This is a genomic window from Corynebacterium argentoratense DSM 44202 (assembly GCF_000590555.1).
GTDB lineage: Bacteria > Actinomycetota > Actinomycetes > Mycobacteriales > Mycobacteriaceae > Corynebacterium > Corynebacterium argentoratense.
In genome coordinates, this window is sequence record NC_022198.1 from 1,627,539 (window position 1) to 1,650,465 (window position 22,927).

Here is a 22,927-nt window from a genome sequence, read left to right on the forward strand (position 1 = left end):
TAAGGGCCCGGCTGTTTAGCCGGGCCCTGCGTGTTCTTAGAGGAAGTCTTTAGGATCGATGCCTAGTTCTTCCAACAGTGCTGGATCGATGGCGTCCAGTTCCTCCTGCGTTAGTCGCCCCTGGGTTGCCTCTGGTTCTGGCTCGTCGGATTCGATGCCTGCTACCTTCTCAAACCCCGGAATGATCTGATCATTCAGGATCTCTTCACGCAGATCCTGGGGGATGAATGCCTGCTCGATCGCATTCTGGGTGACGTTGAACAGCCCGTCCAGATCGTAGTTAAACTGCTCCACCAACACAGCCATTTCCTGCGTCATGGTGGTTCCGCTCACCAGTCGGTTGTCGGTGTTGACGGTGACCGCAAAATGCATAGTATCCAGCAGCGCAAAGGGGTGATCAGCCAGATCATCAACAACGCCGGTGTGGACATTAGAGGTTGGGCACAGCTCGAGCGGTGTACGACGGTCACGAATGTAGCTGCTCAACCGACCCGCTTGGATTCCATCCAGGTCGGCAGAAAAATCCTCATACACCCTAGCCCCGTGGCCGATCCGCTGCGCGCCCTCATAGACTGCAGATTCCAAAGAGTCACGGCCAGCGGCCTCGCCGGCGTGAATAGTAAACGGCACATGGTTGCGGCGCAGCATGTCAAACGCTTCGTGGTGGCGCGACGGCGGGAACCCGTCCTCCGGGCCGGCAATGTCAAACCCAGCAACATAGCCATCCGGTGTGTGGTTGTCGATGGTCAACTGGGCGATCTCGACACTGCGGTCGGTGTGCCGCATCGCGCACAAAATCAGCCGGACGGTGATCTGCTTGCCTTGCTGTGCAGCCTGCGCCTCACCTTGCTGGCACCCGGCCACCGCGGCATCAACAATGTCTTGAAGGCTTAGGCCTTTGCTCTGGTGCTGTTCAGGCGCGAACCGCAGCTCTGCATAAACAACATTATCGGCCGCCAGGTCCACCACTGCCTCGGCGGTGACGCGCATGATGGCTTCTGCTGTTTGCATCACTGCGGTCGTGTGGTCAAAGGTCTCTAGGTACTTCGGCAGCGAACCGGAATTGGCTGCCTCTACGAACCAATGCTCTAGTTCTTCCGGATCAGTGGTGGGCAGCTTGCCATAGCCTGCGGCTTCGGCGAGCTCGACGATGGTGGCCGCGCGCAGTCCGCCGTCAAGGTGGTCGTGCAACACAACCTTAGGCAGTTGGGCGATGTCTTCGCGGGAAAGATTCTTCGGGTCGGTTACATCACTAAGGTTCGTAGTCATGTTCTTTAGGTTAACCGTGTTTCGCTAGACTTGCCCCCATGGTTGACTGGCTAGGCGTGCGCGCCTCACGTGTTGGTTTGGTGGCTCTGCTGAGCGCCGGCACTGTCGGACTTGTTCCGCCTGCTCCGCCAGCTACGGCCGCAACACCCGCGCCGCGCTCCACTGCCCCGGACACCTCGGGATGCCCTCACCGTGAAAGGCCGGAAGCTGCCGCAGACACCTCGGAGGTCGTGGCCCCGGGGTCTAGCACTCCGACTCCCCCGCCGGCCCCCTCTAAGCCCGCCGGTGGCCAAAAGATGGCCGAATGCGGCATCGTTGCTGAAGACGGCTTTGTGGTTCCGGATATTTTGGCCTCCGCGTGGATTGTTTATGACCTCGACTCGGGCGAGGTGTTCGCCACCAAGGATCCTCACGGCCGCTACCGCCCAGCGAGCGTCATCAAGGGTTTATTGGCCCTGGAGGTTGCCGAGCGCCTCAAGCTAGATGATCCTGCGCCCGTCAGTTTGGATTCTGCAGAAGCAGAAGGTTCCGCGGTGGGCATTCACCCCGAAGGAACCTACACGGTGCGGGATTTGCTCAATGGCCTGCTGCTGGCTTCGGGTAATGACGCCGCGCATGCACTCGCCCAACTGCTGGGTGGCGACGCTGACACGTTGAAGGCGATCAACGCGCGCGCTCGTTCTCTGGGCACCCAGGACACCTATGCCGCTACGTATTCCGGTCTGGATGCGCCTGGAATGCAAACCTCTGCCTACGACCTTGCGCTGATCTACCAGCAGGTGTTCAGCAATGAGGTGCTGCTGCCGATCTTCGCCACGGACCACGTCGATTTTCCGGGGTGGGGCGACAGGCCCGGCTACGAGCTATGGAACGACAATGGCTTGCTGTACAATACCGAGGGCGGGTTCGCTGGCAAAACCGGCTACACCGATGATGCTCGGCATACTTTTGCTGGTGCGGTGGAGCGCGATGGGCGTCGTATCGCCGCAATTGTCCTCGACACCACAGTGGATAAGGGGCGCGCTTGGGAGCAGGCCGAAGCACTTATTGACGCCGCGTATGCCACGCCTGAAGGCTCCGAACCGGTTGGCTCCGTGCGCAATTCATTAAAGCCGGCAGATGGGCAGGATTCGGTGCGGGAGGTTACTTCCCCCACCAGAGATGCTGATGCGCATTCCACTGGCTTGGGTTCTGGTGTGGTGACGGGAACGCTAGCGCTGTCCCTCACCGCGCTCGCTGTGTTGGTTGTCGCCGGCGTTGCGTTTGCTGTGCGCCGGCGCTAGCCCCCGGGGTTAGGGGGTTATTTTCTGCCGCGGCGTGCTGCGATGATCGCAGCGATACCGGCAACTGCACCGGCGCCGAACAGTGAACCGGCGACCTTAGGGCTCGGTGCCTGCGCAACTTGAGTGCGCACGCGAATGATTGCGGGCTCGGGAGCCGGAAGTTCAAGCAGCTCCAGTGATTCTTTGGTGGTGGCTGCCCATGCGCTCGAGTACAACAGGATGCGCCAAATCAGGTAGAGCAACACCATGACACCGATGATCGGCCCGAAGGTCGCACCGGCTGGGTTTTTCACAGCGCTGGAGAAGAACACGCTACCGAGCTGTTTGATCAGCTCGAAGCCGATAGCACCGATGACCGCTGCTTTAGCTGCGGATTTCACCGGAACTTTGCCGCGGGGCAGGAAGATGATTAGCCAGAAGAACACCAGGTAGTTGGCGATTAGTCCGACTGTAATGGCGATAACCCGGGTGATGGCGTCGATACCGACGATGTGATCCAACTTAAGGTATTCCAGCAGTATGGAGGTCAAGCCGGAGGATCCTGCGGCGGTGATACCGAACGCGATGATCAGCGCAACCAGCAGAGCAATCAGACCCACGAGGTCCCACAGCTTCTTCACAACAAAGTTGCCGTCGCTGGGGTCGAGCTTCCAGATTTTCGATACGCCGTAGCGCAGGTTGTTCATCCAGTTTAGACCCGACCACAGCGCGGTCAGGGCACCGATGCCGGCGATTGCGCTGCGCTGGTTAATGGCGGTGTCGATGATTTCGTTAATCTGGCTTCCGACGTCTCCGCTGATGGAGTCGGTGATGTGCATCTGAATGTCGCTAAGTGTCTCTGGGCGGGCAGCCAAAACGAAACCGGCAGCGGCGAACACCAGCATGAGGATGGGGAACATCGACAGCACTGAAAAGTACGTAATGCCGGCGGAATACTGGTTGCCGCCCATGCTTGCGTAGCGCTCCTGCATGGCCATGATGTGGTCAAACCACGGCCACTTGTCACGCAACTTGTCGACGAACCCTGGCTCGTTTTTACGGACGCGTTCGATGCCGTATTCGTCGGTGTTTTCTGATGCTGTACGGGTAATAGCCGCCATGTTCCTTATGTTTGCTCTACTCGGAGGTGTGTTTACGCAGGTTCAAGCACAGCCGCACTTGTGCTGTACTCGCCTCAACTGTTTGTCGTTAACGCTTAGGCATGAGGAACCCAACGCGTTCGTAGACGTCCGCAAGGGTCTTAGAAGCGTTGCTGCGTGCTTTTTCTGCGCCGTCAGCCAGGATCTTTTCCAGCTCTGCGGTGTCCGCCATGTACTCGTCAAACTGGGCTTTGAGCGGTGTGGTGAAGGCTTCGAGTGCCTCCGCAGTCTCAACCTTGAGCACGCCGTAGCCCTGGCCGTCGTAGTGTTCAACGAGCTTGTCTATGGAGGTTCCCGTCAACGCAGACTGGATGACAAGCAGGTTGGACACGCCGGGCTTGTTTTCTTTGTCATAGGTGATGACGCCGTCGTTGTCGGTCACTGCGGAACGGATCCGCTTTGCAGAGACCTTTGGATCGTCCAACAGGTTGATGATGCCCTTGGGGTTGGAACCCGACTTACTCATCTTCGAGGTTGGGTCCTGCAGGTCGTAAATCTTCGCGGCACCTTCGGGGATGAACCCTTCGGGTACGACAAATGTTTTCTTGTAGCGGGAGTTGAAGCGTTCCGCGAGATTGCGGGTGAGCTCGATGTGTTGGCGCTGGTCTTCACCCACGGGAACAAGCTGGGGGCGGTACAGCAAGATGTCTGCGGCCATCAGCATGGGGTAGGCGAACAGGCCTGCCCCGGTGCGGTCTGCTCCGCGCTTGGCGGACTTGTCCTTAAATTGGGTCATGCGGGACGCTTCGCCGAAGCCGGTCATGCATGTCAAGACCCATCCAAGCTCCGCGTGCTCAGGCACGTGGCTTTGGACGAACAGTGTGGACTTGGCCGGGTCGATACCAAGGGCTAGAAGCTGTGCGACACCAGCGAGAGTGCGGTGGCGCAGTTCTTTGGGGTCTTGGTCGACGGTGATGGCGTGCAGGTCCGGGATGAAGTAGAACGCATCGTATTCATCCTGCAGTGCGATGAATTGCCGGACGGCACCCAGGTAGTTTCCGAGGTGGTAGGAGTCGCTGGTGGGCTGCAGGCCCGAGACAACGCGTTGTTTACGTTCCGGCTTCGTAATGGTTTCGCTCGACATGCATGCCAGTCTATTCTGCCGGTTGCTGGCAGTGTGCATTGCCCTATTCCCACAGGCCTGCACACTGCCCTGTTGCTGCACCCCTAGCTGTATGTCACGTTGAGCGGTGCGTGGTCGGACCAGCGGAGGTCGTAGGCTGCAGCCTTATCCACCCACGCCTTGGTGGCGTGACCGAGCATCGCTTCGGTTGCCGCTTGGTAGTCGATGCGCCACCCTGCGTCTGTGTCGAAAGCTTGGCCCCGATAGGTCCACCATGTGTAGGGCGCATCTTCTGGTTGAAGACGCCGCGCCACATCAAACCACACGGGTTCGGTTGCGACTGTGCGTGCACGCGCCACCTCGCCAGGGGTGTAGTCAACGGCACCGAAGAACTCAGCAGCCTTATCGGGATCAATCTGGGAGGCCTCGTCGGGGAAGGTCCCGAATACCGCATCCATGAAGGCTCGCTCGGATGCGATGAAGCCCGACTTCTTCTGGTTGGTCTTGTCGTTTTTCAAATCTTGGCTGCGGTGGCAAATGTTCCAATCGCCGCCCACCACCATGTTGGTGTGGCTTCGAGCCGCCTGGGTAAGAAAACCTTCAAACACGTCCACAAAGCGGTACTTTTCATCCTGCTTCTCGGTGCCCGCACTACCGCTGGGCAAATACAGAGAAGCAACCGTCACAGGCTCGCCACCAAGCTCGCTGCCCCGCAGGGTCGCCTGGATGTAGCGGCCCGAATCCTCAAATCCTTCAATGCCCACCGCGACGTCATCAAGCTCAAAGCGTGACAAAATGCCGACGCCCGCCCGGCCCTTCGCCGCAGCCTCCGCGCCCACATAATGCCAGCCGTTATCCAACGCCGGGGCCAAGGCTTCCAAGGTTTGCTTCTCGTTGGCGCGAACCTCCTGAAGTAGCACAACATCGGAGCCAGCAGACTCCAACCACGCATGGAAACCCAGGTTTGTCTCGCTGCGCTGTTTCACAGCCGCACGAATGCCATTGACGTTGACGCTTGAAATGGTGATGCTCATGGGGCACAAGCATAGCCGCACCGCTACACGACCCCCTCGAGGGTAGTTTGGTCGCCTGAGAAAGGGCGTTTTGGTCGCCCATCAAAGGGCAGTTTGGTCGCCCGGATCTACTTGGCTGCAGCTTTCGCCGTTGGAATAAAAATCCCCAGGGCGACAACAGACAGTGCTGCACCGACTAAGGCAGGTGCGGAATAGCCAAAGCCGTGGGCGATCACAGCACCGCCAAGTGCTGCACCACCGGCGTTAGCGAAGTTCAGCGCAGAGTGATTCAACGCGGCAGCTAGCGTCTGCGCCTCGCCTGCGGTATCCATCAAACGCACTTGGAGCGCGGGAACAAGAACCGAACCAAACATGCCGATAAGCCCAAAGTTGATGGTGCCAGCAATCGCGTTCGCGCTGGTGAAATAGAAAGCGACTAGACAGATCGCGATAGCAGACAACGCCAGCGTCACCGTAAACTCCACGCTGCGGTCGGACAGACGGCCCCCCAACCAGTTTCCGGCCAACATACCCAAGCCGTAGGCCATCAGCACGACCCACATCCATTCGATGTTCAGACCAGCGCGCTGCGTCATCGTCCACGAAATATACGTATATACGGCGAACATGCCTCCGAAACCAACAGCACCCGTCAGCAGCGTTAACAGAACTTGAGGACGCGTGAATGCCGACAATTCGGTGCGCGCATTAGTCGAAGGCATCTGCGTCATGTGCGGCATGAGGAACCACAAGCTCACCAAGGTTGCAGCAGCCAGCACCGTCACAATCGCGTAGGCGAGACTCCAATGGAAGTGCGCCCCCAACGCCTGGACCGCTGGGACACCGCCCACAGTAGCGAAGGCGAAGCCGAAACCGAGGAAGGCGATCGCGCGGCCACGAGCCCCCTGAGCGGCCATCGATGCCGCCGACAACCCCGCTACCGAGAAGTATGCCCCGTGGGGAACACCTGCAATAAAACGGGCAACGATCAGCATTGGATACGTCGTCGCAATCGCAGACAAACCGTTGCCAATCACCAACCCAGCCGTCAGCAACAGCAGAAGACGACGCCGCGGCAGCTTACCCGTCAATGTTGCGATCAAAGGTGCACCAACCACTACGCCCAAAGCGTAAGCCGCAATAATACGACCTGCCTGATCCTCGGTGATGGCGAAATCGTCCGCAATCAAACCCAACAGTCCCATGGACACAAACTCGGTGACACCAATAGCAAACCCACCCAGAGCTAAAGCGACCATCACCCACGTGCGGCGGGCATCAGAAAGCTGAGTTTGCAGAGGTACAGGGCGTCGGGCTGGCGTATTCACACGCCAACCGTACACGCCAACCCGGGCTACCTCCGCGCCGGAACCCCCGCGACGTCATTAACCTCACACCCTTATATATAGGCCCGCTCCACCACATTTGGTGTAGCGGTGCCACGTGCCCACAACACACCAGGTATCATTCAACATACATATTTTGTCAACTTTTTTTGGGAGTTATCTTGGCTAAGATTATCTACACCCGCACTGATGAAGCCCCGCTTCTCGCAACCTACTCACTCAAGCCCGTCGTGGAGGCCTTCGCTTCCACCGCAGGCATCGATGTGGAGACCCGCGATATTTCACTCGCCGGCCGCATCCTCGCCCAATTCCCCGACTACCTGGGCGAAGACCAGAAGGTTGCAGACGCCCTCGCTGAACTGGGTGAACTGGCTAAAACTCCCGAAGCAAACATCATCAAGCTGCCCAACATTTCTGCATCCGTGCCGCAGCTGAAGGCCGCAGTTAAGGAACTGCAGGCACAGGGCTTCGCACTTCCCGACTACCCGGATAACCCCTCCACCGATGAGGAAAAGGACATCCGTGGCCGCTACGACTCCGTCAAGGGCTCCGCTGTTAACCCGGTTCTGCGCGAAGGAAACTCCGACCGCCGCGCCCCCATCGCCGTGAAGAACTTCGCCAAGGCACACCCCCACCGCATGGGTGCCTGGACCAAGGACTCCAAGACCAATGTGGCGACCATGTCCGACAACGACTTCCGCCACAATGAACAGTCTGTCATCATGCCGGCAGCCGACGAGCTCAGCATCGTCCACATTGCAGCCGACGGCACCGAAACCGCACTGAAGTCCGGCCTCAAGGTCCTGGAGGGCGAAGTTGTTGACGCCACCGTCATGCGGGCCGCAGCACTCGACGAATTCCTCGCAGCCCAGGTCAAGCGCGCTAAGGAAGAGGGCGTGCTGTTCTCCACCCACCTGAAGGCCACCATGATGAAGGTCTCCGACCCGATCATCTTCGGCCATGTCGTCCGCGCTTTCTTCGCTGACGTCTACGCACAGTACGGCGAGCAGCTCCTGGCCGCTGGCCTGGATGGCGAAAACGGCCTGGCTGCCGTATACGCAGGCCTGGATAACCTGGACAACGGCGCAGAGATCAAGGCAGCGTTCGACAAGGCACTTGCTGAAGGTCCCGCCGTTGCAATGGTGAACTCCGACAAGGGCATCACCAACCTGCATGTGCCTTCTGACGTCATCGTCGACGCTTCCATGCCTGCCATGATCCGCACCTCCGGCCACATGTGGAATGCCGCAGGCGAAGAGCAGGACACCCTGGCTGTGTTGCCCGACTCCTCCTACGCCGGCGTCTACCAGACCGTCATCGAAGACTGCCGCGCCAACGGCGCATTCGACCCGGCCACCATGGGCACCGTTCCCAACGTCGGTTTGATGGCGCAGAAGGCTGAAGAGTACGGCTCTCACGATAAGACCTTCAAGATCGCCGGCGACGGCAAGGTTGTTGTCCGCAACGCTGCCGGCGAAACCCTCATGGAGCACGAGGTTTCCGAGGGCGACATCTGGCGTGCATGCCAGGCCAAGGATGCCCCCATCCGCGACTGGGTCAAGCTGGCCGTCACCCGCTCCCGCCTGTCCGGCATGCCGGCCGTGTTCTGGCTCGACCCCGAGCGCGCTCACGACCGCAACCTCATCACCCTCGTCGAGAAGTACCTGGGCGAGCACGACACCGAGGGCCTGGACATTCGCATCATGTCCCCGGTCGAGGCAACCCAGTTCTCCATCGACCGCATCCGCAAGGGCGAGGACACCATCTCGGTGACCGGTAACGTGCTGCGTGACTACCTGACCGACCTCTTCCCCATCCTCGAGCTGGGTACGTCCGCCAAGATGCTGTCCGTCGTCCCGTTGATGGCTGGCGGCGGCCTGTTCGAGACCGGCGCCGGCGGCTCCGCACCGAAGCACGTGCAGCAGCTTGTGGAAGAAAACCACCTGCGTTGGGACTCCCTGGGTGAGTTCCTGGCTCTGGGTGAGTCCCTGCGCCACTTCAGCAACACCGACGGCAATACTAAGGCAGCCGTACTCGCGGATGCGCTGGACAAGGCTACCGAGCGTCTGCTCAACGACGGCAAGTCCCCCTCCCGCAAGGTCGGCGAGATCGACAACCGCGGCTCCCACTTCTACCTGACCGCCTACTGGGCAGATGAATTAGCCAAGCAGACCGACGATGCTGAGCTTGCTGAGATCTTCGCGCCTGTGGCCAAGGAGCTTTCCGACAACGCTGATGCCATTGCCGCTGAGCTGCTCGAGGTCCAGGGTAAGGCTGTCGAACTGGACGGCTACTACAACCCGAACGACGCTAAGGCTACCGCCGCTATGCGTCCCTCCGAGAAGTTCAACGCTATCGTCGACGGCCTTAAGAAATAAGCCTTAGACGTTTAAAAAGATAACTCCTCAGCACCCTGGTGCTGAGGAGTTATCTTTTCTATCGGTGCCCTACATGCAGGGCACCGTGGACTAACGCTGTACTAGCGGCGGCCGAAAGGCAGGTCAGCCAGCAATTGCTGAATGGGGTTTGCCCCTTGGTGGTTGTTCAGGAAGAACGCGATGATCGCACCAATAATGCCCAGGCCGGCAAGAGCACCGAAAATACCGAGGCCTGCGGAGCTGCCGGAAGAACCGTTGTCGGGGTTCTGGTCAGCGGGCGGCGGAGTGGTATCACCCGGGTCACCGGGCTGACCGGGGTCGCCGGGATCGACCGGGGGCGCCGGAGGTGCGGGCTTGAGCGGAGGGCAGACATCCCTTTCGTTGTACTTCAAAGTGAAGCCATCGAGGGTGCGGTAGCGGCCGAGGTAGTCGGTGAATTCCTTAGATACGCCCCAGTTGAAGTCACCGGAGATCATGCCGGGCTTGCAGCCGTTGTCTTCTGCTGCGGTCGCGGCCGGGGCGACGACACCGGACAGGGCTACGGTTGCGACACAGAGGACCGCTAGTGAGTGTTTATACATTCTGGCGATACTGCTACCTTATGAGTGCTATTCACCAAACGTTATTGAGTTTGTATGGCATTGTCGCGTGGCACAGTCGACTGTGATCATCACTAACGAGAGGCGGGGCTTTACTGTTGCGGAGTAGAATTCTCTGCAGTTAAGGCTGTCATCTACCGGAGGTTTATTCATGCGCTTGTCCCCCACCACGGCTCCCGTATTAAAGGGCACTGCCTGGGCTTCGCTCTCCGGCGCCATGCTATGCGTGACTCTTGCGACCGGTAGCGGCATCGCTGTCGCCGAGGGTGATGACGCCGTGGTGGTCACTGACCACCAAGCAGGCCAATGCGTGGTGCAAGCATCCGACCAGGCTTCACCGCTGACGAAGTTTTGGTCGACTCTTGAGTCTGACGCGAAGCAAAAGAGGCTCGATCAGTTAGACGAGGCCGATCCGGGTTTGGGCACGGCAATTCGTAACTTCACCATGAACGGTCCTGCTGGCGAAGACTTTGCCGAGTTGCAACGCCGCATGGACGCTGTGGGGGCTAAGGAGGGTATTGGGCAGCTCATTGATGTGACCGCGGAGGATGCCGGCGTCGACTCCTCTCCCCTGTCAGATCAGTTGGGTGGGGGCACGGATAAGACCCAGCGCTACTCACGCGAGGAGGCCCTTTCGGCGACCGCGGGAATCGGAGATAACCCGGCGGAAGATATCGCCAAGGCACTGGATAGTCAGGCAGCCAGTGGCACCGAGCTAGATAAGCTACGCGCCCAGCTATTCCACGACCGTGCCGGGGATTTCAATAGCTTGGAACACGATATTGCTGAAGGTTTGCAACGGTGCGCTAAGGAGCTGGATCCTCCTTCACCCGTTGTTACGGCACTGAAGTTTGTCATTCCGGGGCTTATCGGGGTGGGAATCATTGCGATGATTGTCCGTGCTGTGTCCAATTCCCGAAAGCCTTCCCGGCACAGCGCATAGCCCCACTTCTTGCTAGGTAGGCGGCGACTTAGTATGCATGCAAAAGCGCCCGGCCACTGCCGTGGTCCGGGCGCTGCACACTAGTCGGGCTATGCGGATGTCGCGCCAACTAGACTGTGTCGCTAGTGCTTAGCGGGGCAGGAAGGGCAGTGCGAAACCTGCGCCGCCTGCGAAGTTCATCAGGGCCGCGATGATTGCGCCGATGACGCCGAGGCCGGCGAGGATGCCGATCAGCGCGCCGTTGCCAGCGGAGGAACCGGGGTCGTTGCCTGCCGGGGGCTTGCAGTCGGCGCTCTTGGAAACAGTGAAAGTTCCGTCGAGGGGAGCAAAAGTGTTGTTGTCGGCGCCATAGTTACCACCGAACACTTCGTTACCGGCAGCGGTGACCACAGTCTTGTCCGCGTGAAGAGCCACCTCGCCTTCCTTGAAGTTAGCTGCCTCATTCAAGTCAAACTCAACCAGTTTCACGTCATTCTTGGTCTTGAAAGGCTGGGCCGGTGCACCTTGCACCATCTCGCCTTCGAGGGGACGGTACTTCACGTCGAAGGTCAGGAAGCCCTTCTTACCGTCAACGTGGAGCTTGCCGTCGCTAAGGGCCATATCGAGGATGAACTGATCACCTGCGGGGTGGGACTGCCCCTTGAATTCTCCCTTTAGCGGGATGACAGCCTTGGAGGCGCTGTCGACTTCAATGGGGGCGTCTTTGACTTCCCAGATGAGCTTCTCAGGGTTTTCCTGGCCATTGAAGGAGTAGGAAGCCTTGAAGTTCTTCATCTTCAGGTAGCTGAGGAAGCTTGCGCGCAAGCCCCAGTCGACTGAACCACTGTCAACCTTGTTGCAGGTAACCTGGGGTGCTTCTTCAGCGTGTGCAGCGGGAACGGCTGCCAGGGTGGGAACGGTCAGGGCAAACACGGCCAGGGCGCTTACAGCGCGGGTGCGGATAGCCATCTATTAGGTCTCCTCAAAGTGCGGGGATAAAAGGTTCGCATTTTCGCTGCTCAACGGGCAAAAAATCCACCCCTACATCCGAGGGACACCATCGCCGCGCATGAGCAACAAGCAAGGCTTATCTTAAAGACCACAGGGCAGCAAGGCAATGAATATTGACAAAAAACAATAAATTACCCTCACCTGGGGTAGTCTATCCTTGACTTAAACAAGCCGATATCGAGACACAGCAGCATCAACCGCCAGATGGAGGTCACACTCCCCCTGGGGAACCATTCACTCCGCACCGAAACAGAAGAAACGGAAAAATCCCTGGCAGGCACACAGCCCACCAGGGATAAAGGTCGTTTAACACACAGACACGATCGCACGAGGACCCGAACCTCGCCAGCCTAGCTCCCTAGACTGCGTCGAATGCCTGGGAAAGGTCAGCAATGATGTCGTCAATATGCTCGATACCGACCGACAGACGTACCGTTGCCTGATTAATACCAGCGCGCCGCAGGGACTCCTCGTCGGACTGAGAGTGCGTCGTGGTTGCCGGGTGAACCACCAGGGAGCGTACGTCACCAACGTTTGCCAAGTTGGAGTGCAGCTTCAACGCATCGATGAAGGCCCACGCTTCATCCTTGCCCCCCTTAATATCGAAGGACAATACGGATCCCGTGTAGCGCAGACCAAGCTTTTCCTTGACCTCAAACCACGGGGAGCTCTCAAGCCCAGCGTAGTTAACCCGTTCCACCTTGGGGTGGACGTCCAGGAACTTTGCGACGGCCAACGCGTTTTCGTTGTGGCGTTCGACTCGCAGGCTCAACGTATCCAGACCCTGGGCAGTCACCCACGCATTGAAGGGGGAAGGTGCCGCACCCGTGTCACGCAGCAGGCCAACACGAGCCTTCAATCCGAAAGCTGCAGGACCGAGGTCTGCATACTTCAGACCATGATAGGCGGGATCCGGGGTGACGAAATCCGGGAAGACAGGCTGGCCGTCACGTTCGACTGTCCAATCGAAGGAACCACCGTCGACGAGCACGCCGCCCAGCCCGGAGCCGTTACCGGTGTAGAACTTCGTCACCGACGCGACCACAATGTCTGCACCGAGCTCGAGCGGACGAACGAGTGCCGCAGTTGCCAAGGTGTTGTCAACGATCAGCGGCACCTGATGGGCGTGTGCAACCTCAGCGATAGCCGGGATGTCGAGCACATCAGCCTGAGGGTTGGCGAAGGTCTCACCATAGAAGGCAACGGTGTTTGGCTTAACGGCTGCGGCCCAGGATTCAGGATCGTCGGGGTTGTCAACGAAGGTGGTTTCGATACCCAAGCGCGCAAGGGTAACTGCGAACAAAGTCTCGGTACCGCCATACAAGCGAGGGGAGGAAACAATGTGGCTGCCGGCGCGCGCTACGTTGAGGATCGCTGCAGTTTCTGCAGCCTGCCCCGAAGCGAACAACACAGCGTGTACGCCACCTTCGAGGGACGCGATACGCTGCTCGACTGCTTCAACGGTGGGGTTGGTCAAGCGGCTGTATACCGGGCCCAAGTCTTCCAGCGCGAAACGCTGACGCGCATGTTCTGCGCTATTGAACAAAAAGGAAGAGGTGAGGTAAATGGGGAGGTTGCGCGAACCTGTGTCGCTATCGACCGGCTGGCCGGCGTGGATAGAGCGGGTTTCAAGGGCCCAAGAATCGGCACCGGAATTGTCATAGCTGCGGTGAGTGTTGTCAGTCATTCTTTACCTTTCATTGTTGGAGCGTCCCCGCCCACCGGAGGCTGGAGGTATCGCTCGTGCGTTGACCCCAACACTAACGTACCGCTCGGTCTATTTACAAACAGGTGCGGAGAAAAAATAAAAAAACCCCAGTATTTAACTGGTGTTTTAAGTAGACAGCTCGGTTTAGTAGCTCACCCCTTTTCGGGGTGGAGCTACGTGTACGGAGCTTCAGCTAGGCGCCTTAGCGAATGAAGCCACGCGTCTTGGCGAAGGCATAGAACGCACCGAAGAAACCAGCGAACAAGCCGAGCACACCGAGTACTTCAAACATTCTGTCCCATAGGTTTTCAACGGCGGAGGAACCACTATCCGCACTGCTTCCAGCGCTGCTGCCGGAGCCGTTACCGCCCTGGACGCCGCCGTTGTCGCCGCCGTCACATGTGCCATCGGTCGTCAGGTTGATTGTCAGCGGAGCCAGCTCAGTTTCTGTGTCATAGAAGCCGCCCCACACATCGACGCCAGTCTTCGTCAGGAATACTTTTTTAGCCGTTGCCGAAAACGCGCCGGATTTGCTGAAGTCCGGGGCCTTATCAAGCTTGACACGCACCATCGGTTCGTCGTCGCCATGCAACATGTCACCCTTGGTCGACATGTTGACGAAAGCACGGGAGTCGTAGTCCGTGTACAGGGTCAAGGTATCGCCGATGACCTCCACCTTAAGGTCGTACAGCGTCATATCCAGCATCGGGCCGGTGCCGTGATCGTGTCCGGTGAAGTGCACTTTTCCATCGAGCGCAATAGTGGCGGAGCTCTTGCCCTCCAACTTGGACTTCGCTGCGTTAACCGGGAAGGTAAACACCTTGGTGCTGTCGCTGCGCTTCACCCCCTCATCGAGTTCCATCTTGCCCTTGGCGATCTTGCCCACAAGGTAGTTCTGGAAGGACTCTTTGATGGCCCAGTCAAAGGTGCCATCGGTAATCAGCCCTTTACATGCGCCTGCATCTTCGGCTGCCTGAGCCTGGGGTGCTACGACTGCACCGGCGAGCACACTGGCCACGACGACGGGCGCGATAGCTGCGCGGGTGAAACGTTTCATGGTGGTCTCCTTAGAAGGTGTGTGTGCCGATGCCGTGGAAATCATCGGCGGCTATCTGCCCACGACGTGGGGCTACGTGAATTCTTGGTTGATCAGCGGGGCAAGCGTCAGGCAGGTGCACGACGTCAATATCCCATCCGTACACCCGGCTCAGTGTTTCGGAGGTGTACACCTCTTCCACAGTCCCGGACGCTGCGACGGTGCCGTCGGCAAGGCACACGATGTGATCGCAGTATGTTGCCGCAGCGTTGAGATCATGTAGGACCACAATGACTGCGGCCCCGCGTGCAGCCATCGCCCGGACCAGCCCCATTGCTTGTTCTTGGTGCCCAATGTCCAACGCGGCTGTTGGTTCGTCCAACATGACGATGGGTGTTTGCTGGGCGATGACTCGCGCGAAGGCTACGCGTGCGCGTTCGCCTCCAGACAGGGTCATGACGTCGCGGTGCGCCAGGTGTCCAACTTCGGTAGCGGCCATCGCGGCGTCAATAATCGCGTCGTCATTGTCGGCCGATTCGGTGCGGGACCAGGGGCGGCGGCCCATGCTGACCACGTCGCGAACCAAGAAGGCGAAGGACACTCCGACGTCCTGGAGCATCACGGATCGAACCTGGGCCATGTCCAGGGCCGTGGCACTGTCGGGCGATAGTCCGCACAAGTCGACCTCGCCCGTGTAGGAAAGGTCGCCGCTGAGTGCAGCAAGCAGCGTGGATTTGCCGGCGCCGTTGGGGCCGATGAGCCCAGTGACGGTGCCGGGCTTTGCCTCCATTGTGACGTCGCGTAGAAGCTCTTTGTCGCCGATGGATACCCCCACGGAACGAGCCTGCACACCGGTGTTAAGGCGAGTTGCCATGTTAGTGAACCCCCTTAACCATCATGCGTCGTAGCAAGATGAAGAACGTCGGGCCACCGACCAGCGCGGTGAAAATACCGATGGGCAAATCTGCGAAGGGGATGATCGTGCGTGCTACCAAGTCGGCGATGCCGATAAGCGCGGCACCTGCCAGAGCACAAGCCGGTAAAAGAACCTTGTTGGATGGGCCCGTGATTCCACGCAGAAGATGGGGAATGATCAAACCGACAAATCCGATGAGGCCCGCGTAAGCCACCGCACCCGCCGTCAATAGGGTCGATGCACCGATTGCAGCCAACCGCAATGCCGGCACATTAATGCCAAGGTGGCGGGCAGCTTTGTCACCTAGCGCGAGGGTATCGAGCTTGCTCCCGAGCGTGAGAGAGAACAATAAACCTGCAGCCACGATAGGAAGGACAACCCACACATGCTTCCATTGTGATCCGTTGAGGGAACCCATCTGCCAGAAGATGATTTGCTCACGGTTGGTAGTGGGTGCCAGGTAGAGCATGAAAGAAATGGCCGCGCCGCAGACAGCGTTGATGGCGATACCGGTGAGGATGAGGTTCACCACATGTACCCGCCCCTGGTAGCGAGCCAGCTGGTATACAACTGTGGTGGTCAGCACTGCGGTGATAAACGCTGCGAAAGCAACAGTGGATGCCCCAAGGAACTTCCACTCGAAGACGATGGCGATGGCGGCTCCCACACCGGCACCACTATTGACACCGATAACGGAGGGTTCCGCCAGAGGGTTCGCGAAGACTGCCTGCATCAATGCACCGGCGACACCAAGGGCAGCGCCCACCAACAAACCAAGCACGATGCGGGGCAAGCGGATATTCCACACCACTGATGCGTCAATACCTTGAGCCGAGGGGCCATTGAACAACACCTCGGGGACACGCGACATCGGTAGCGAATACTGCCCCATCATGATGGATGCGATGGCGGAAGCGAAAAGTAGCGCTACCAGCACAATGAACAACACAACCCGCCTGCGCGCACGCCGCGCGAACACATCGGGCGCGTGACTGTGCGCGCCCGCTACTGCCGTGCCGCTCACTTGGTGACGTCAGGGTTGTATGCGGCCAATGCGGCACGCAGCAGCACCTCACCAGTGTTCGGACCAAATGCCAAGGACTGTCCGTCGGGCAAGGTCACGATGCGCTGCTTCTGGCCTGCTGTGGTCTGCAAAACGCCCGGGCGTTGGAGCAAGCCTTCGACACCACCAGTGGACTTCAAACCGTCGGTCATCATGATGAACATGTCCGGGTTGATTTTGGCGAGCGCTTCCGCGTTGGCGGGTGCTGCGTCTTTGAGTCCGTTTTCTGCCGCGACGTCAATACCCCCAATGCCTTCGATCAGGTCCTGCGCACCGGTGCCTTCACCAAGGATGAAGAAGACGCCGCCGTTGCCACGTGCGTACAAAAATGCCATGCGCATGGGTTCTTCGGGGATGAGGTCTGCGATAGCCTCTCGGTCCTTGACGATGTCGTCCATTGAACGCTTGGCGAGCTTCTCGCCAACCTCGGGCACACCAACAACTCCTGCGACGTTTTCGATGTCACGACCGACGCTGTCGATGGTGCGTTCGGGCTCCATCACGACCACGGTGACGCCGGCATCACGAATCTGATCGATTGCGTCACGGGGTCCCACAGAGTGATCGACGATCACCAGCGAAGGTTCAAGGCTCAGCACAGCTTCGACGTTGAGGTTGTGGCCGCCTTGGGTCACCAGCGGGCGGTCCTTGAGGGACTCTTCCGTCGATGAAACGGTGCGGCCAACGATGTTGTCGCCCAGGCCAAGACCGATAAGGGTTTTGGTGTAGCTACCGTACAGATCCAGCGCCAGGATGCGGGAAATGTCGGTGACCGTCACCTCGTAGCCGTCAGCATCTGTGAGCTCGACCGGAAGGGTGGGGCTCGGGTTTCCGGCTACGGGGACGGGCTCGCCGAAGTCCTTGACCTCGTCGACACCTTCGAGGTCACGGGGGTTTGGCAGCTCGCCCGAGTTGCTGATCTTTTCGCGAAGCTCTTGATCAGTGGTGTTGGTGCTCACCGAATCGGTAGAGCAGCCGACGAGTGCTACGGCTCCGCACACTAGTGCTGCGAGTGTGCTTCGGAAAGTTTTCTTCACGACGAGGGTCATCCTTATGTAGAAACGTGGTTTTAGCGGCCAGCCGGGTTACGGAACACGAAGGATCCGAGCGCACCGCCCGCAACAACAAAGGCTGCGATCATCAGCAGGAGGGTTTCGGTGAAGCCCAGGGGTTGCTTGCTGCCTTCTTCAGAGGTGGACTTGATCTTGAAGTTGCCACCGCCGTTGTTGCTGAACTCACTGCCTCCTTCGTTCGAGGATGCGCCGTCTTTACCCATCTTGGCTGCGGCATTTTTAGCAGAGGATGCTGCCGCGCCGGACTTGGCGCCGCTGCCGCCGCCTGCACCGGAACCGCCTTGGCCGGTGGCACAGTCGGCACTACCGCCGAGGGTTGCGTTAAAGCTCAACGGGTCAAGCTCGATACCGGGTTCGTAGAAGTCTGCGAATGCAGACGCACCGGCTGCGCTCAAAGCCACAGAACTAGTGCTGCCACTGACGCTAGTGTTGCCCACGGTCAGGTTGCTGAACTGCAGGTTGGCTAGGGTGACGCGACCGTAATCGGTGTTGTTCCCCTCCATATCGTTGGAGTTAACGTCAGCGATCAGGCTGCCGGAGTTGCCCTCGAACTGAATCTCGAGGTTCGCGATAGTCATGTCGAGGATGCCGTGGTGACCGGTGAAGTGGATGGATCCCGGGAAGTAGACGGTACCGGACTTGGCATCGGTATCGACTGCGCCTTGGCTCCCACTCCATTGGAAGGCACCGTCGCCGAAGCCCACGCTGTCCAGGTCCCACTTTCCCTTAGCAATAGAGCCCGAAATGTAGGTTTGGAAGGACTTTTTCACACCCCACGCCGCAGTAGCTTGCTCAACACCCTTGGAGCCTTCGGCATCACAGGTTGCAGCTTGGCCGGCCTGGGCTGCACCTGCGGAGCGCGACGTACCCGCTGCTCCCCGACCGCTGGCGGCACCTGCTGCTGCACCTGAACCGCCGCCAGCAGCACCGCTAGCGCCGCCGTTTGCGTCGCCACTCGCACCATTACCAGATGCACCTGATGCACCACGGCCGGAGGCACCGGATGTTGTTCCACCGCTGTTACCACCGTTGGAGTTACCGGATCCACCGTTAGAATTGCCGCCACTGTTGGGGAAAGCCTTCGAAGCAAACTTCTCGGAGTTGTCGATCAGAGCGCCGCCGGTCAGCATGGTCTGGTTAGTGGCAAACATAGAGTTGTTCATCTCTTTGATGCTCTTGATCAACGGGTGGTCGTTGTCGTTGATCTTCATCTCTTTGGCATCGTTGTTGCTTCCACCACCGGAGCCGGATCCCGAGCCGCCCCCGGAGCTGGAGCCGGTGCACTGGCCCTTAGCGTTGACTTTTCCGCTAGCCGGGTCCATCTGTCCGCCGGAGCCGTACTGGCCGAGGAAGAGGTCGTTGCCTTCAGAAGTCAGCGTGACGTTTCCGGAAAGGTCGATCTCGCCATCAAAGTTGGGGGTGTTGTTCAGAGCGATGTTTGCGATGGTGACATCATCACCGCTGATCGGGGTACCTTTGACGAGGTTCGAAAAGTCCATGTCAGAGGTGTAAGACTTGTAATCCAGTTGGATCTTGGCGGTGTTACCGTCGACCTTGATCTTGAAGTCGCTCATGTCCATGTCCAACAACCACTCACCGTGCTTGTGGCCAAGGAAGTGGACGCTGCCGCCGAGGTTGATGGTGCCGGAGGTGGCGCTGTCTTTTTCGATGGAGCTTGGCTCGAAAATGAATGCGCCGTCGGCACCCTTTTCGCTACCTTTAAACCCGACGCCGTCGAGTTCCCATTTGCCGTTGGCGATGGGCCCGCGGAGGTAGTTTCGGAAGCTCTGTCGGAAGCCCCAGTCGAATTCACCGCATCCAGCGGCGTGGGCAGTTCCTGTGCCGACGACCGGAACCATAACGACGCATGCTGCGGATGCGATAAAGGCGCCCAGTCGGCGCGCGGTCAGCTTGTTCAATTCATGCTCCTGCACGAGGATAGGGGGTGTTGCTTTAGGCTTTCCTATTAGGACTGATTTAGAATAACCGAACACAGCACCGTGAGCTAGTCGATAGCAACTAGATAACTATCCTCAGCTCCACAGTTAATTTGATCCAGACCTGCGACACTTTAACGAAAAGATGCCTTATCACCATGCGATCTGAAGAATTCACCCGGCTGTACCCCGACATTGACCCCACCACTCTTCCCCCTGCGCGGTGGGGCGAGGCTGTTTCTTTAGCCATGGCAGCAGCGGTCGTAACTTATGGATTCGCAGCAGGTCAGCTGTATGTTTGCCTGATCGGAGCGGGCTTAATGATTCTCGCGGTTATCGGCTTGTCGGCCAATGGCTTGCGTCGTATCCGAAATGAGGCTCGGGCCCGCTTCCCCCGTGAGGATTGGGCTGAATATTCGGCCACCCGCAACCTGAAAGTTCAGTGGATCCTGCCTTTGGGTTGGCTGACCGTCATGGCGATTAGCGCGGCGTGCCTGTGGTACGTACCTGCGGACTATTCCACTATTTCCGCAGCTATTTGCGGCGTTTTAGCTTTCTTAGTCATCCTGATCCTGCCTGGCGTCTCCCCCATGTGGGCGACCACATCCGGCGATGAAGGCCTTGATGAATACTCTGAGCCCCATACGCCGACCACTCTATCTGCTACAGCCGGGGCACGCGCCAGCAAAAGCACCATTAATGACGTCGCGGACACGACCGTTTTCGAAGCATGGGGCGAAGGCAAATAGTTAAAGCAGCAGTATAGGGGCGCATTACGCGCCCCTTTTTTTGTTGCGCGCCTGGCAATCTTTGCAATAGACCAAGCTGTCCATTTAAGCTGTGTGCATGACCCTACGCATCCAATCTATTGGAGATTTCACCACCGAAGCGGGCGCCACCATCCGCGATGCCTCCATTGCTTGGCAGATGTGGGGAGACCCCCATCCGGGGGCGAAATACCTACTCGTGGAGCACGCCCTCACTGGGGATAGCGACGTATCAGATTGGTGGTCAGAGCTTCTCGGGCCGAACAAGGCTCTGGACCCCGAGCACTACTGCATCATTTCCACCAACGTTCTTGGAGGCTGTAGCGGCTCAACCGGCCCCAGCTCTCCCCACCCAGATGGGGGTGTGTGGGGCAGCCGCTTCCCCGCCCTGTCCATTCGAGACATGGTCCGTGCGGAGTCCGCAGCCTTGGAGCAGATCGGCATCGATCACCTCCACGGCGTCATTGGTGGGTCGATGGGCGGTGCACGCGCGCTTGAGTGGGCGGCGCTCTACCCGGATCGTGTAGGCGCAGCCATGGTCATCGCAGTCTCAGCTCGGGCTAGCGCTTGGCAAATCGGCATCCAGAGCACGCAGATCTTAGCAATCGTCAACGATCCGTATTGGCAAGGCGGGGACTATTACGAAAGCGGAGTCCGCCCAGATCAAGGCCTCGCATCAGCACGCAGGCTCGCACACCTGACCTACAGGGGCGAATTGGAGATTGATGAGCGTTTCGGGGCTGATGCGCAACGGGGCGAAAATCCCATGGGGCCTTTTTGGGACCAGCATCAGCGCTTCGCGGTGGATAGCTACCTGGACTACCAGGCCGAAAAGCTTGTTGAGCGCTTCGACCCTGGGTCTTATGTGATCCTCACTGACGCGCTCAACCGACACAATATTGGCCGCGACCGAGGTGGTCTTAACAAGGCTCTAGCCTCCATCACAGTGCCCACCATGATCGTCGGGGTCGACACCGACATCCTCTACCCCTACCACCAGCAGGAACACCTGTCCCGCAATCTAGGCAACCTGCTGGGGATGGCAAAGATTTCCTCCCCCTGCGGCCACGACGCGTTCCTCACCGAAACCCGCCAGATGGACAATATCGTGCGGCGTTTCCTCGGTAGCCTCGACTAACCGCCGCCTAGTGGAGGCCTAGCTTCCTAGTGCATCGACGGAGGCTGCGAGGAACATCATCACGGCGCCCAGCCCCGAGCAGAACAGCACATCAAATTTCCTACTTCGCACCGACAGCACCCCGAGTATGCGCGAGTCGCATCGCGCGCGCACGACTGCTAGCCACGCGAGCGATAGTCCAAGCATGAAGGTGGCTCGGCGCCAGTGCTCCGTCAGCGAAAATACTCCGGAAAGCACAAAACCGATCACGAACAGGACGAGTGCCAACCGTTGCTGTAAAGGGGTTAGTGTTGACGGCGGCAAGGCACGGTCGTGGGGGTTGTCCTCCAGGTTAACCGTGCTGTCCCTGTCGCTGACTTGAGTCATGTGTGCGGGTAGTGACCGTAGCGGTTTGGTTTAGGATTCGAGTGCTTTGAGTGCACTTTTGACGACGTTGCGAACCAAGAAGGCGCGCGTGAGGGGCCCAACGCCGCCGGGGTTGGGGGAAACGAAACCTGCGGTGTCCCACACCTCTGGTGCGACGTCGCCCAACAGTTTGCCGTCTTTGCGCGACACCCCAACGTCGAGTATGGCGGCACCGGGTTTGACCATGTCAGCAGTGAGCATGTGCGGCACCCCTGCGGCCGCGATGATGATGTCCGCTTCGCGCGTGTGCTTTGCTAGGTCGACGGTGCCGGTGTGGCACAGGGTGACGGTGGCGTTTTCGCTGCGCCGGGTGAGCATCAGCCCGATAGGTCGACCTACGGTGACGCCGCGTCCGATGACGACTACTTCTTTACCCGCGATCTCTACGCCGAAACGACGAAGCAAGTGGATGGCACCGTTGGGGGTGCACGGCAGCGGGGCAGGCTCTCCCAGGACGAGTTTCCCTAGGTTGACGGGGTGTAGCCCGTCGGCGTCTTTGGCTGGATCGATGTGTTCGAGGACTGCATTTTCGTCGAGGTGCTTAGGTAGGGGGAGCTGCACGATGTAGCCGGTGCATTCCGGGTCTGCGTTGAGCTCGTCGATGACAGCGAGTAGTTGCTCTTGGGTGACGTCCGCGGGGAGGTCTTTGCGAATGGATCGCACTCCGATGGATTCGCAGTCGCGGTGCTTCATGTTGACGTAGGCGTGGCTTGCGGGGTCGTCGCCTACAAGCACGGTGGCTAGGCCCGGCACGATGCCGTGTTCTTTGAGCGTGGCTACATCACGTTGTAGCTCTTCAAAGATTTCGTTGCGGTAGAGGGTTCCATCTAGCTTCACTGCAGTCACGCCCCCTAGTCTAGA

General features: G+C 59.0%; 20 protein-coding genes. 5 read left to right on the top strand and 15 right to left on the bottom strand.

Annotated features, from left to right (window positions below):
- Nucleotides 1–36: 36 nt before the first annotated feature.
- Entirely contained in the window at nt 37–1,269 is a 1,233-nt protein-coding gene (locus CARG_RS07630) for an adenosine deaminase (protein ID WP_021012069.1), read from the bottom strand.
- A gap of 38 nt (nt 1,270–1,307) precedes the next feature.
- Here CARG_RS07630 and CARG_RS07635 point away from each other — a divergent pair, with 38 nt between their 5' ends.
- Complete coding sequence (locus CARG_RS07635; RefSeq protein WP_021012070.1) at nt 1,308–2,552, top strand: D-alanyl-D-alanine carboxypeptidase family protein; 1,245 nt, start codon at nt 1,308–1,310, stop codon at nt 2,550–2,552.
- A 17-nt stretch (nt 2,553–2,569) separates the two neighbouring features.
- Here CARG_RS07635 and yhjD read toward each other — a convergent pair whose 3' ends face one another.
- The 4 genes from yhjD to CARG_RS07655 form a co-directional block, all read right to left on the bottom strand.
- Nucleotides 2,570–3,652, bottom strand: a complete 1,083-nt coding sequence (gene yhjD, locus CARG_RS07640; protein WP_021012071.1) for an inner membrane protein YhjD — start codon at nt 3,650–3,652, stop codon at nt 2,570–2,572.
- 88 nt (nt 3,653–3,740) lie between these two features.
- Nucleotides 3,741–4,775 carry a tryptophan--tRNA ligase gene (gene trpS, locus CARG_RS07645; RefSeq protein WP_021012072.1) on the bottom strand — a complete coding sequence of 345 codons (1,035 nt, stop codon included), beginning with the start codon at nt 4,773–4,775 and terminating at the stop codon, nt 3,741–3,743.
- An 83-nt stretch (nt 4,776–4,858) separates the two neighbouring features.
- Nucleotides 4,859–5,782 carry an exodeoxyribonuclease III gene (locus CARG_RS07650; protein WP_144198703.1) on the bottom strand — a complete coding sequence of 308 codons (924 nt, stop codon included), beginning with the start codon at nt 5,780–5,782 and terminating at the stop codon, nt 4,859–4,861.
- A 113-nt stretch (nt 5,783–5,895) separates the two neighbouring features.
- On the bottom strand, nt 5,896–7,095 hold the full coding sequence (locus CARG_RS07655) for an MFS transporter (RefSeq protein WP_041747706.1): 1,200 nt from the start codon (nt 7,093–7,095) through the stop codon (nt 5,896–5,898).
- A 179-nt stretch (nt 7,096–7,274) separates the two neighbouring features.
- On the opposite strand from CARG_RS07655, the gene CARG_RS07660 reads away from it, so the two are divergent.
- Nucleotides 7,275–9,491, top strand: coding sequence for an NADP-dependent isocitrate dehydrogenase (locus CARG_RS07660; RefSeq protein WP_021012075.1), 2,217 nt, complete (start codon nt 7,275–7,277; stop codon nt 9,489–9,491).
- A 101-nt stretch (nt 9,492–9,592) separates the two neighbouring features.
- Here CARG_RS07660 and CARG_RS07665 read toward each other — a convergent pair whose 3' ends face one another.
- Nucleotides 9,593–10,072 carry a hypothetical protein gene (locus CARG_RS07665; RefSeq protein WP_021012076.1) on the bottom strand — a complete coding sequence of 160 codons (480 nt, stop codon included), beginning with the start codon at nt 10,070–10,072 and terminating at the stop codon, nt 9,593–9,595.
- A 169-nt stretch (nt 10,073–10,241) separates the two neighbouring features.
- Between CARG_RS07665 and CARG_RS07670 the strand changes: the two genes are divergently transcribed.
- Nucleotides 10,242–11,033 carry a hypothetical protein gene (locus tag CARG_RS07670; protein WP_021012077.1) on the top strand — a complete coding sequence of 264 codons (792 nt, stop codon included), beginning with the start codon at nt 10,242–10,244 and terminating at the stop codon, nt 11,031–11,033.
- Nucleotides 11,034–11,162: 129 nt separating this feature from the next.
- Here the strand turns inward: CARG_RS07670 and CARG_RS07675 are convergent, their stop codons facing one another.
- The 7 genes from CARG_RS07675 to CARG_RS07705 all read right to left on the bottom strand — a co-directional run bounded on the left by CARG_RS07675 (nt 11,163) and on the right by CARG_RS07705 (nt 19,738).
- The gene (locus tag CARG_RS07675) at nt 11,163–11,981 is read right to left on the bottom strand and encodes an HtaA domain-containing protein (protein ID WP_021012078.1); all 819 of its coding nucleotides are present in this window, start codon (nt 11,979–11,981) and stop codon (nt 11,163–11,165) included.
- 400 nt (nt 11,982–12,381) lie between these two features.
- On the bottom strand, nt 12,382–13,710 hold the full coding sequence (locus tag CARG_RS07680) for an O-acetylhomoserine/O-acetylserine sulfhydrylase (protein WP_021012079.1): 1,329 nt from the start codon (nt 13,708–13,710) through the stop codon (nt 12,382–12,384).
- Between the two features lie 223 nt (nt 13,711–13,933).
- Entirely contained in the window at nt 13,934–14,788 is an 855-nt protein-coding gene (locus tag CARG_RS07685; protein ID WP_021012080.1) for an HtaA domain-containing protein, read from the bottom strand.
- A 10-nt stretch (nt 14,789–14,798) separates the two neighbouring features.
- Complete coding sequence (locus CARG_RS07690; RefSeq protein ID WP_021012081.1) at nt 14,799–15,641, bottom strand: heme ABC transporter ATP-binding protein; 843 nt, start codon at nt 15,639–15,641, stop codon at nt 14,799–14,801.
- A 1-nt stretch (nt 15,642) separates the two neighbouring features.
- The gene (locus tag CARG_RS07695) at nt 15,643–16,707 is read right to left on the bottom strand and encodes a FecCD family ABC transporter permease (RefSeq protein WP_052331915.1); all 1,065 of its coding nucleotides are present in this window, start codon (nt 16,705–16,707) and stop codon (nt 15,643–15,645) included.
- Nucleotides 16,704–17,795 carry a heme/hemin ABC transporter substrate-binding protein gene (locus CARG_RS07700; protein WP_041747106.1) on the bottom strand — a complete coding sequence of 364 codons (1,092 nt, stop codon included), beginning with the start codon at nt 17,793–17,795 and terminating at the stop codon, nt 16,704–16,706. Before CARG_RS07700 ends, CARG_RS07695 begins: the two co-directional genes overlap by 4 nt.
- 20 nt (nt 17,796–17,815) lie before the next feature.
- The gene (locus CARG_RS07705; RefSeq protein WP_144198604.1) at nt 17,816–19,738 is read right to left on the bottom strand and encodes an HtaA domain-containing protein; all 1,923 of its coding nucleotides are present in this window, start codon (nt 19,736–19,738) and stop codon (nt 17,816–17,818) included.
- A gap of 176 nt (nt 19,739–19,914) precedes the next feature.
- Between CARG_RS07705 and CARG_RS09710 the strand changes: the two genes are divergently transcribed.
- Both CARG_RS09710 and metX read left to right on the top strand, forming a co-directional pair.
- A complete protein-coding gene (locus CARG_RS09710; protein WP_021012085.1) occupies nt 19,915–20,505 on the top strand; it encodes a hypothetical protein in 591 nt (196 codons plus the stop codon).
- 97 nt (nt 20,506–20,602) lie between these two features.
- Nucleotides 20,603–21,661, top strand: a complete 1,059-nt coding sequence (metX, locus tag CARG_RS07715) for a homoserine O-acetyltransferase MetX (RefSeq protein WP_021012086.1) — start codon at nt 20,603–20,605, stop codon at nt 21,659–21,661.
- Nucleotides 21,662–21,679: 18 nt separating this feature from the next.
- On the opposite strand, the gene CARG_RS07720 is transcribed toward metX, so the two are convergent.
- Together CARG_RS07720 and CARG_RS07725 are read right to left on the bottom strand one after the other, a co-directional pair.
- The gene (locus CARG_RS07720; protein WP_021012087.1) at nt 21,680–22,027 is read right to left on the bottom strand and encodes a DUF3017 domain-containing protein; all 348 of its coding nucleotides are present in this window, start codon (nt 22,025–22,027) and stop codon (nt 21,680–21,682) included.
- Between the two features lie 30 nt (nt 22,028–22,057).
- Nucleotides 22,058–22,912: a bifunctional methylenetetrahydrofolate dehydrogenase/methenyltetrahydrofolate cyclohydrolase gene (locus CARG_RS07725; protein WP_041747109.1), complete on the bottom strand. Its 855-nt coding sequence runs from the start codon at nt 22,910–22,912 to the stop codon at nt 22,058–22,060.
- Nucleotides 22,913–22,927 lie beyond the last annotated feature (15 nt).

Bases quoted from the DNA above. Each gene is read 5' to 3' on its own strand.
- CARG_RS07685 (WP_021012080.1), bottom strand. From the start codon at position 14,788: ATGAAACGTTTCACCCGCGCAGCTATCGCGCCCGTCGTCGTGGCCAGT.
- CARG_RS07675 (WP_021012078.1), bottom strand. From the start codon at position 11,981: ATGGCTATCCGCACCCGCGCTGTAAGCGCCCTGGCCGTGTTTGCCCTG.
- CARG_RS07670 (WP_021012077.1), top strand. From the start codon at position 10,242: ATGCGCTTGTCCCCCACCACGGCTCCCGTATTAAAGGGCACTGCCTGG.
- CARG_RS07630 (WP_021012069.1), bottom strand. From the start codon at position 1,269: ATGACTACGAACCTTAGTGATGTAACCGACCCGAAGAATCTTTCCCGC.
- CARG_RS07635 (WP_021012070.1), top strand. From the start codon at position 1,308: ATGGTTGACTGGCTAGGCGTGCGCGCCTCACGTGTTGGTTTGGTGGCT.
- CARG_RS07680 (WP_021012079.1), bottom strand. From the start codon at position 13,710: ATGACTGACAACACTCACCGCAGCTATGACAATTCCGGTGCCGATTCT.
- yhjD (WP_021012071.1), bottom strand. From the start codon at position 3,652: ATGGCGGCTATTACCCGTACAGCATCAGAAAACACCGACGAATACGGC.
- CARG_RS07720 (WP_021012087.1), bottom strand. From the start codon at position 22,027: ATGACTCAAGTCAGCGACAGGGACAGCACGGTTAACCTGGAGGACAAC.
- CARG_RS07690 (WP_021012081.1), bottom strand. From the start codon at position 15,641: ATGGCAACTCGCCTTAACACCGGTGTGCAGGCTCGTTCCGTGGGGGTA.
- metX (WP_021012086.1), top strand. From the start codon at position 20,603: ATGACCCTACGCATCCAATCTATTGGAGATTTCACCACCGAAGCGGGC.
- CARG_RS09710 (WP_021012085.1), top strand. From the start codon at position 19,915: ATGCGATCTGAAGAATTCACCCGGCTGTACCCCGACATTGACCCCACC.
- CARG_RS07700 (WP_041747106.1), bottom strand. From the start codon at position 17,795: ATGACCCTCGTCGTGAAGAAAACTTTCCGAAGCACACTCGCAGCACTA.
- trpS (WP_021012072.1), bottom strand. From the start codon at position 4,775: ATGTCGAGCGAAACCATTACGAAGCCGGAACGTAAACAACGCGTTGTC.
- CARG_RS07665 (WP_021012076.1), bottom strand. From the start codon at position 10,072: ATGTATAAACACTCACTAGCGGTCCTCTGTGTCGCAACCGTAGCCCTG.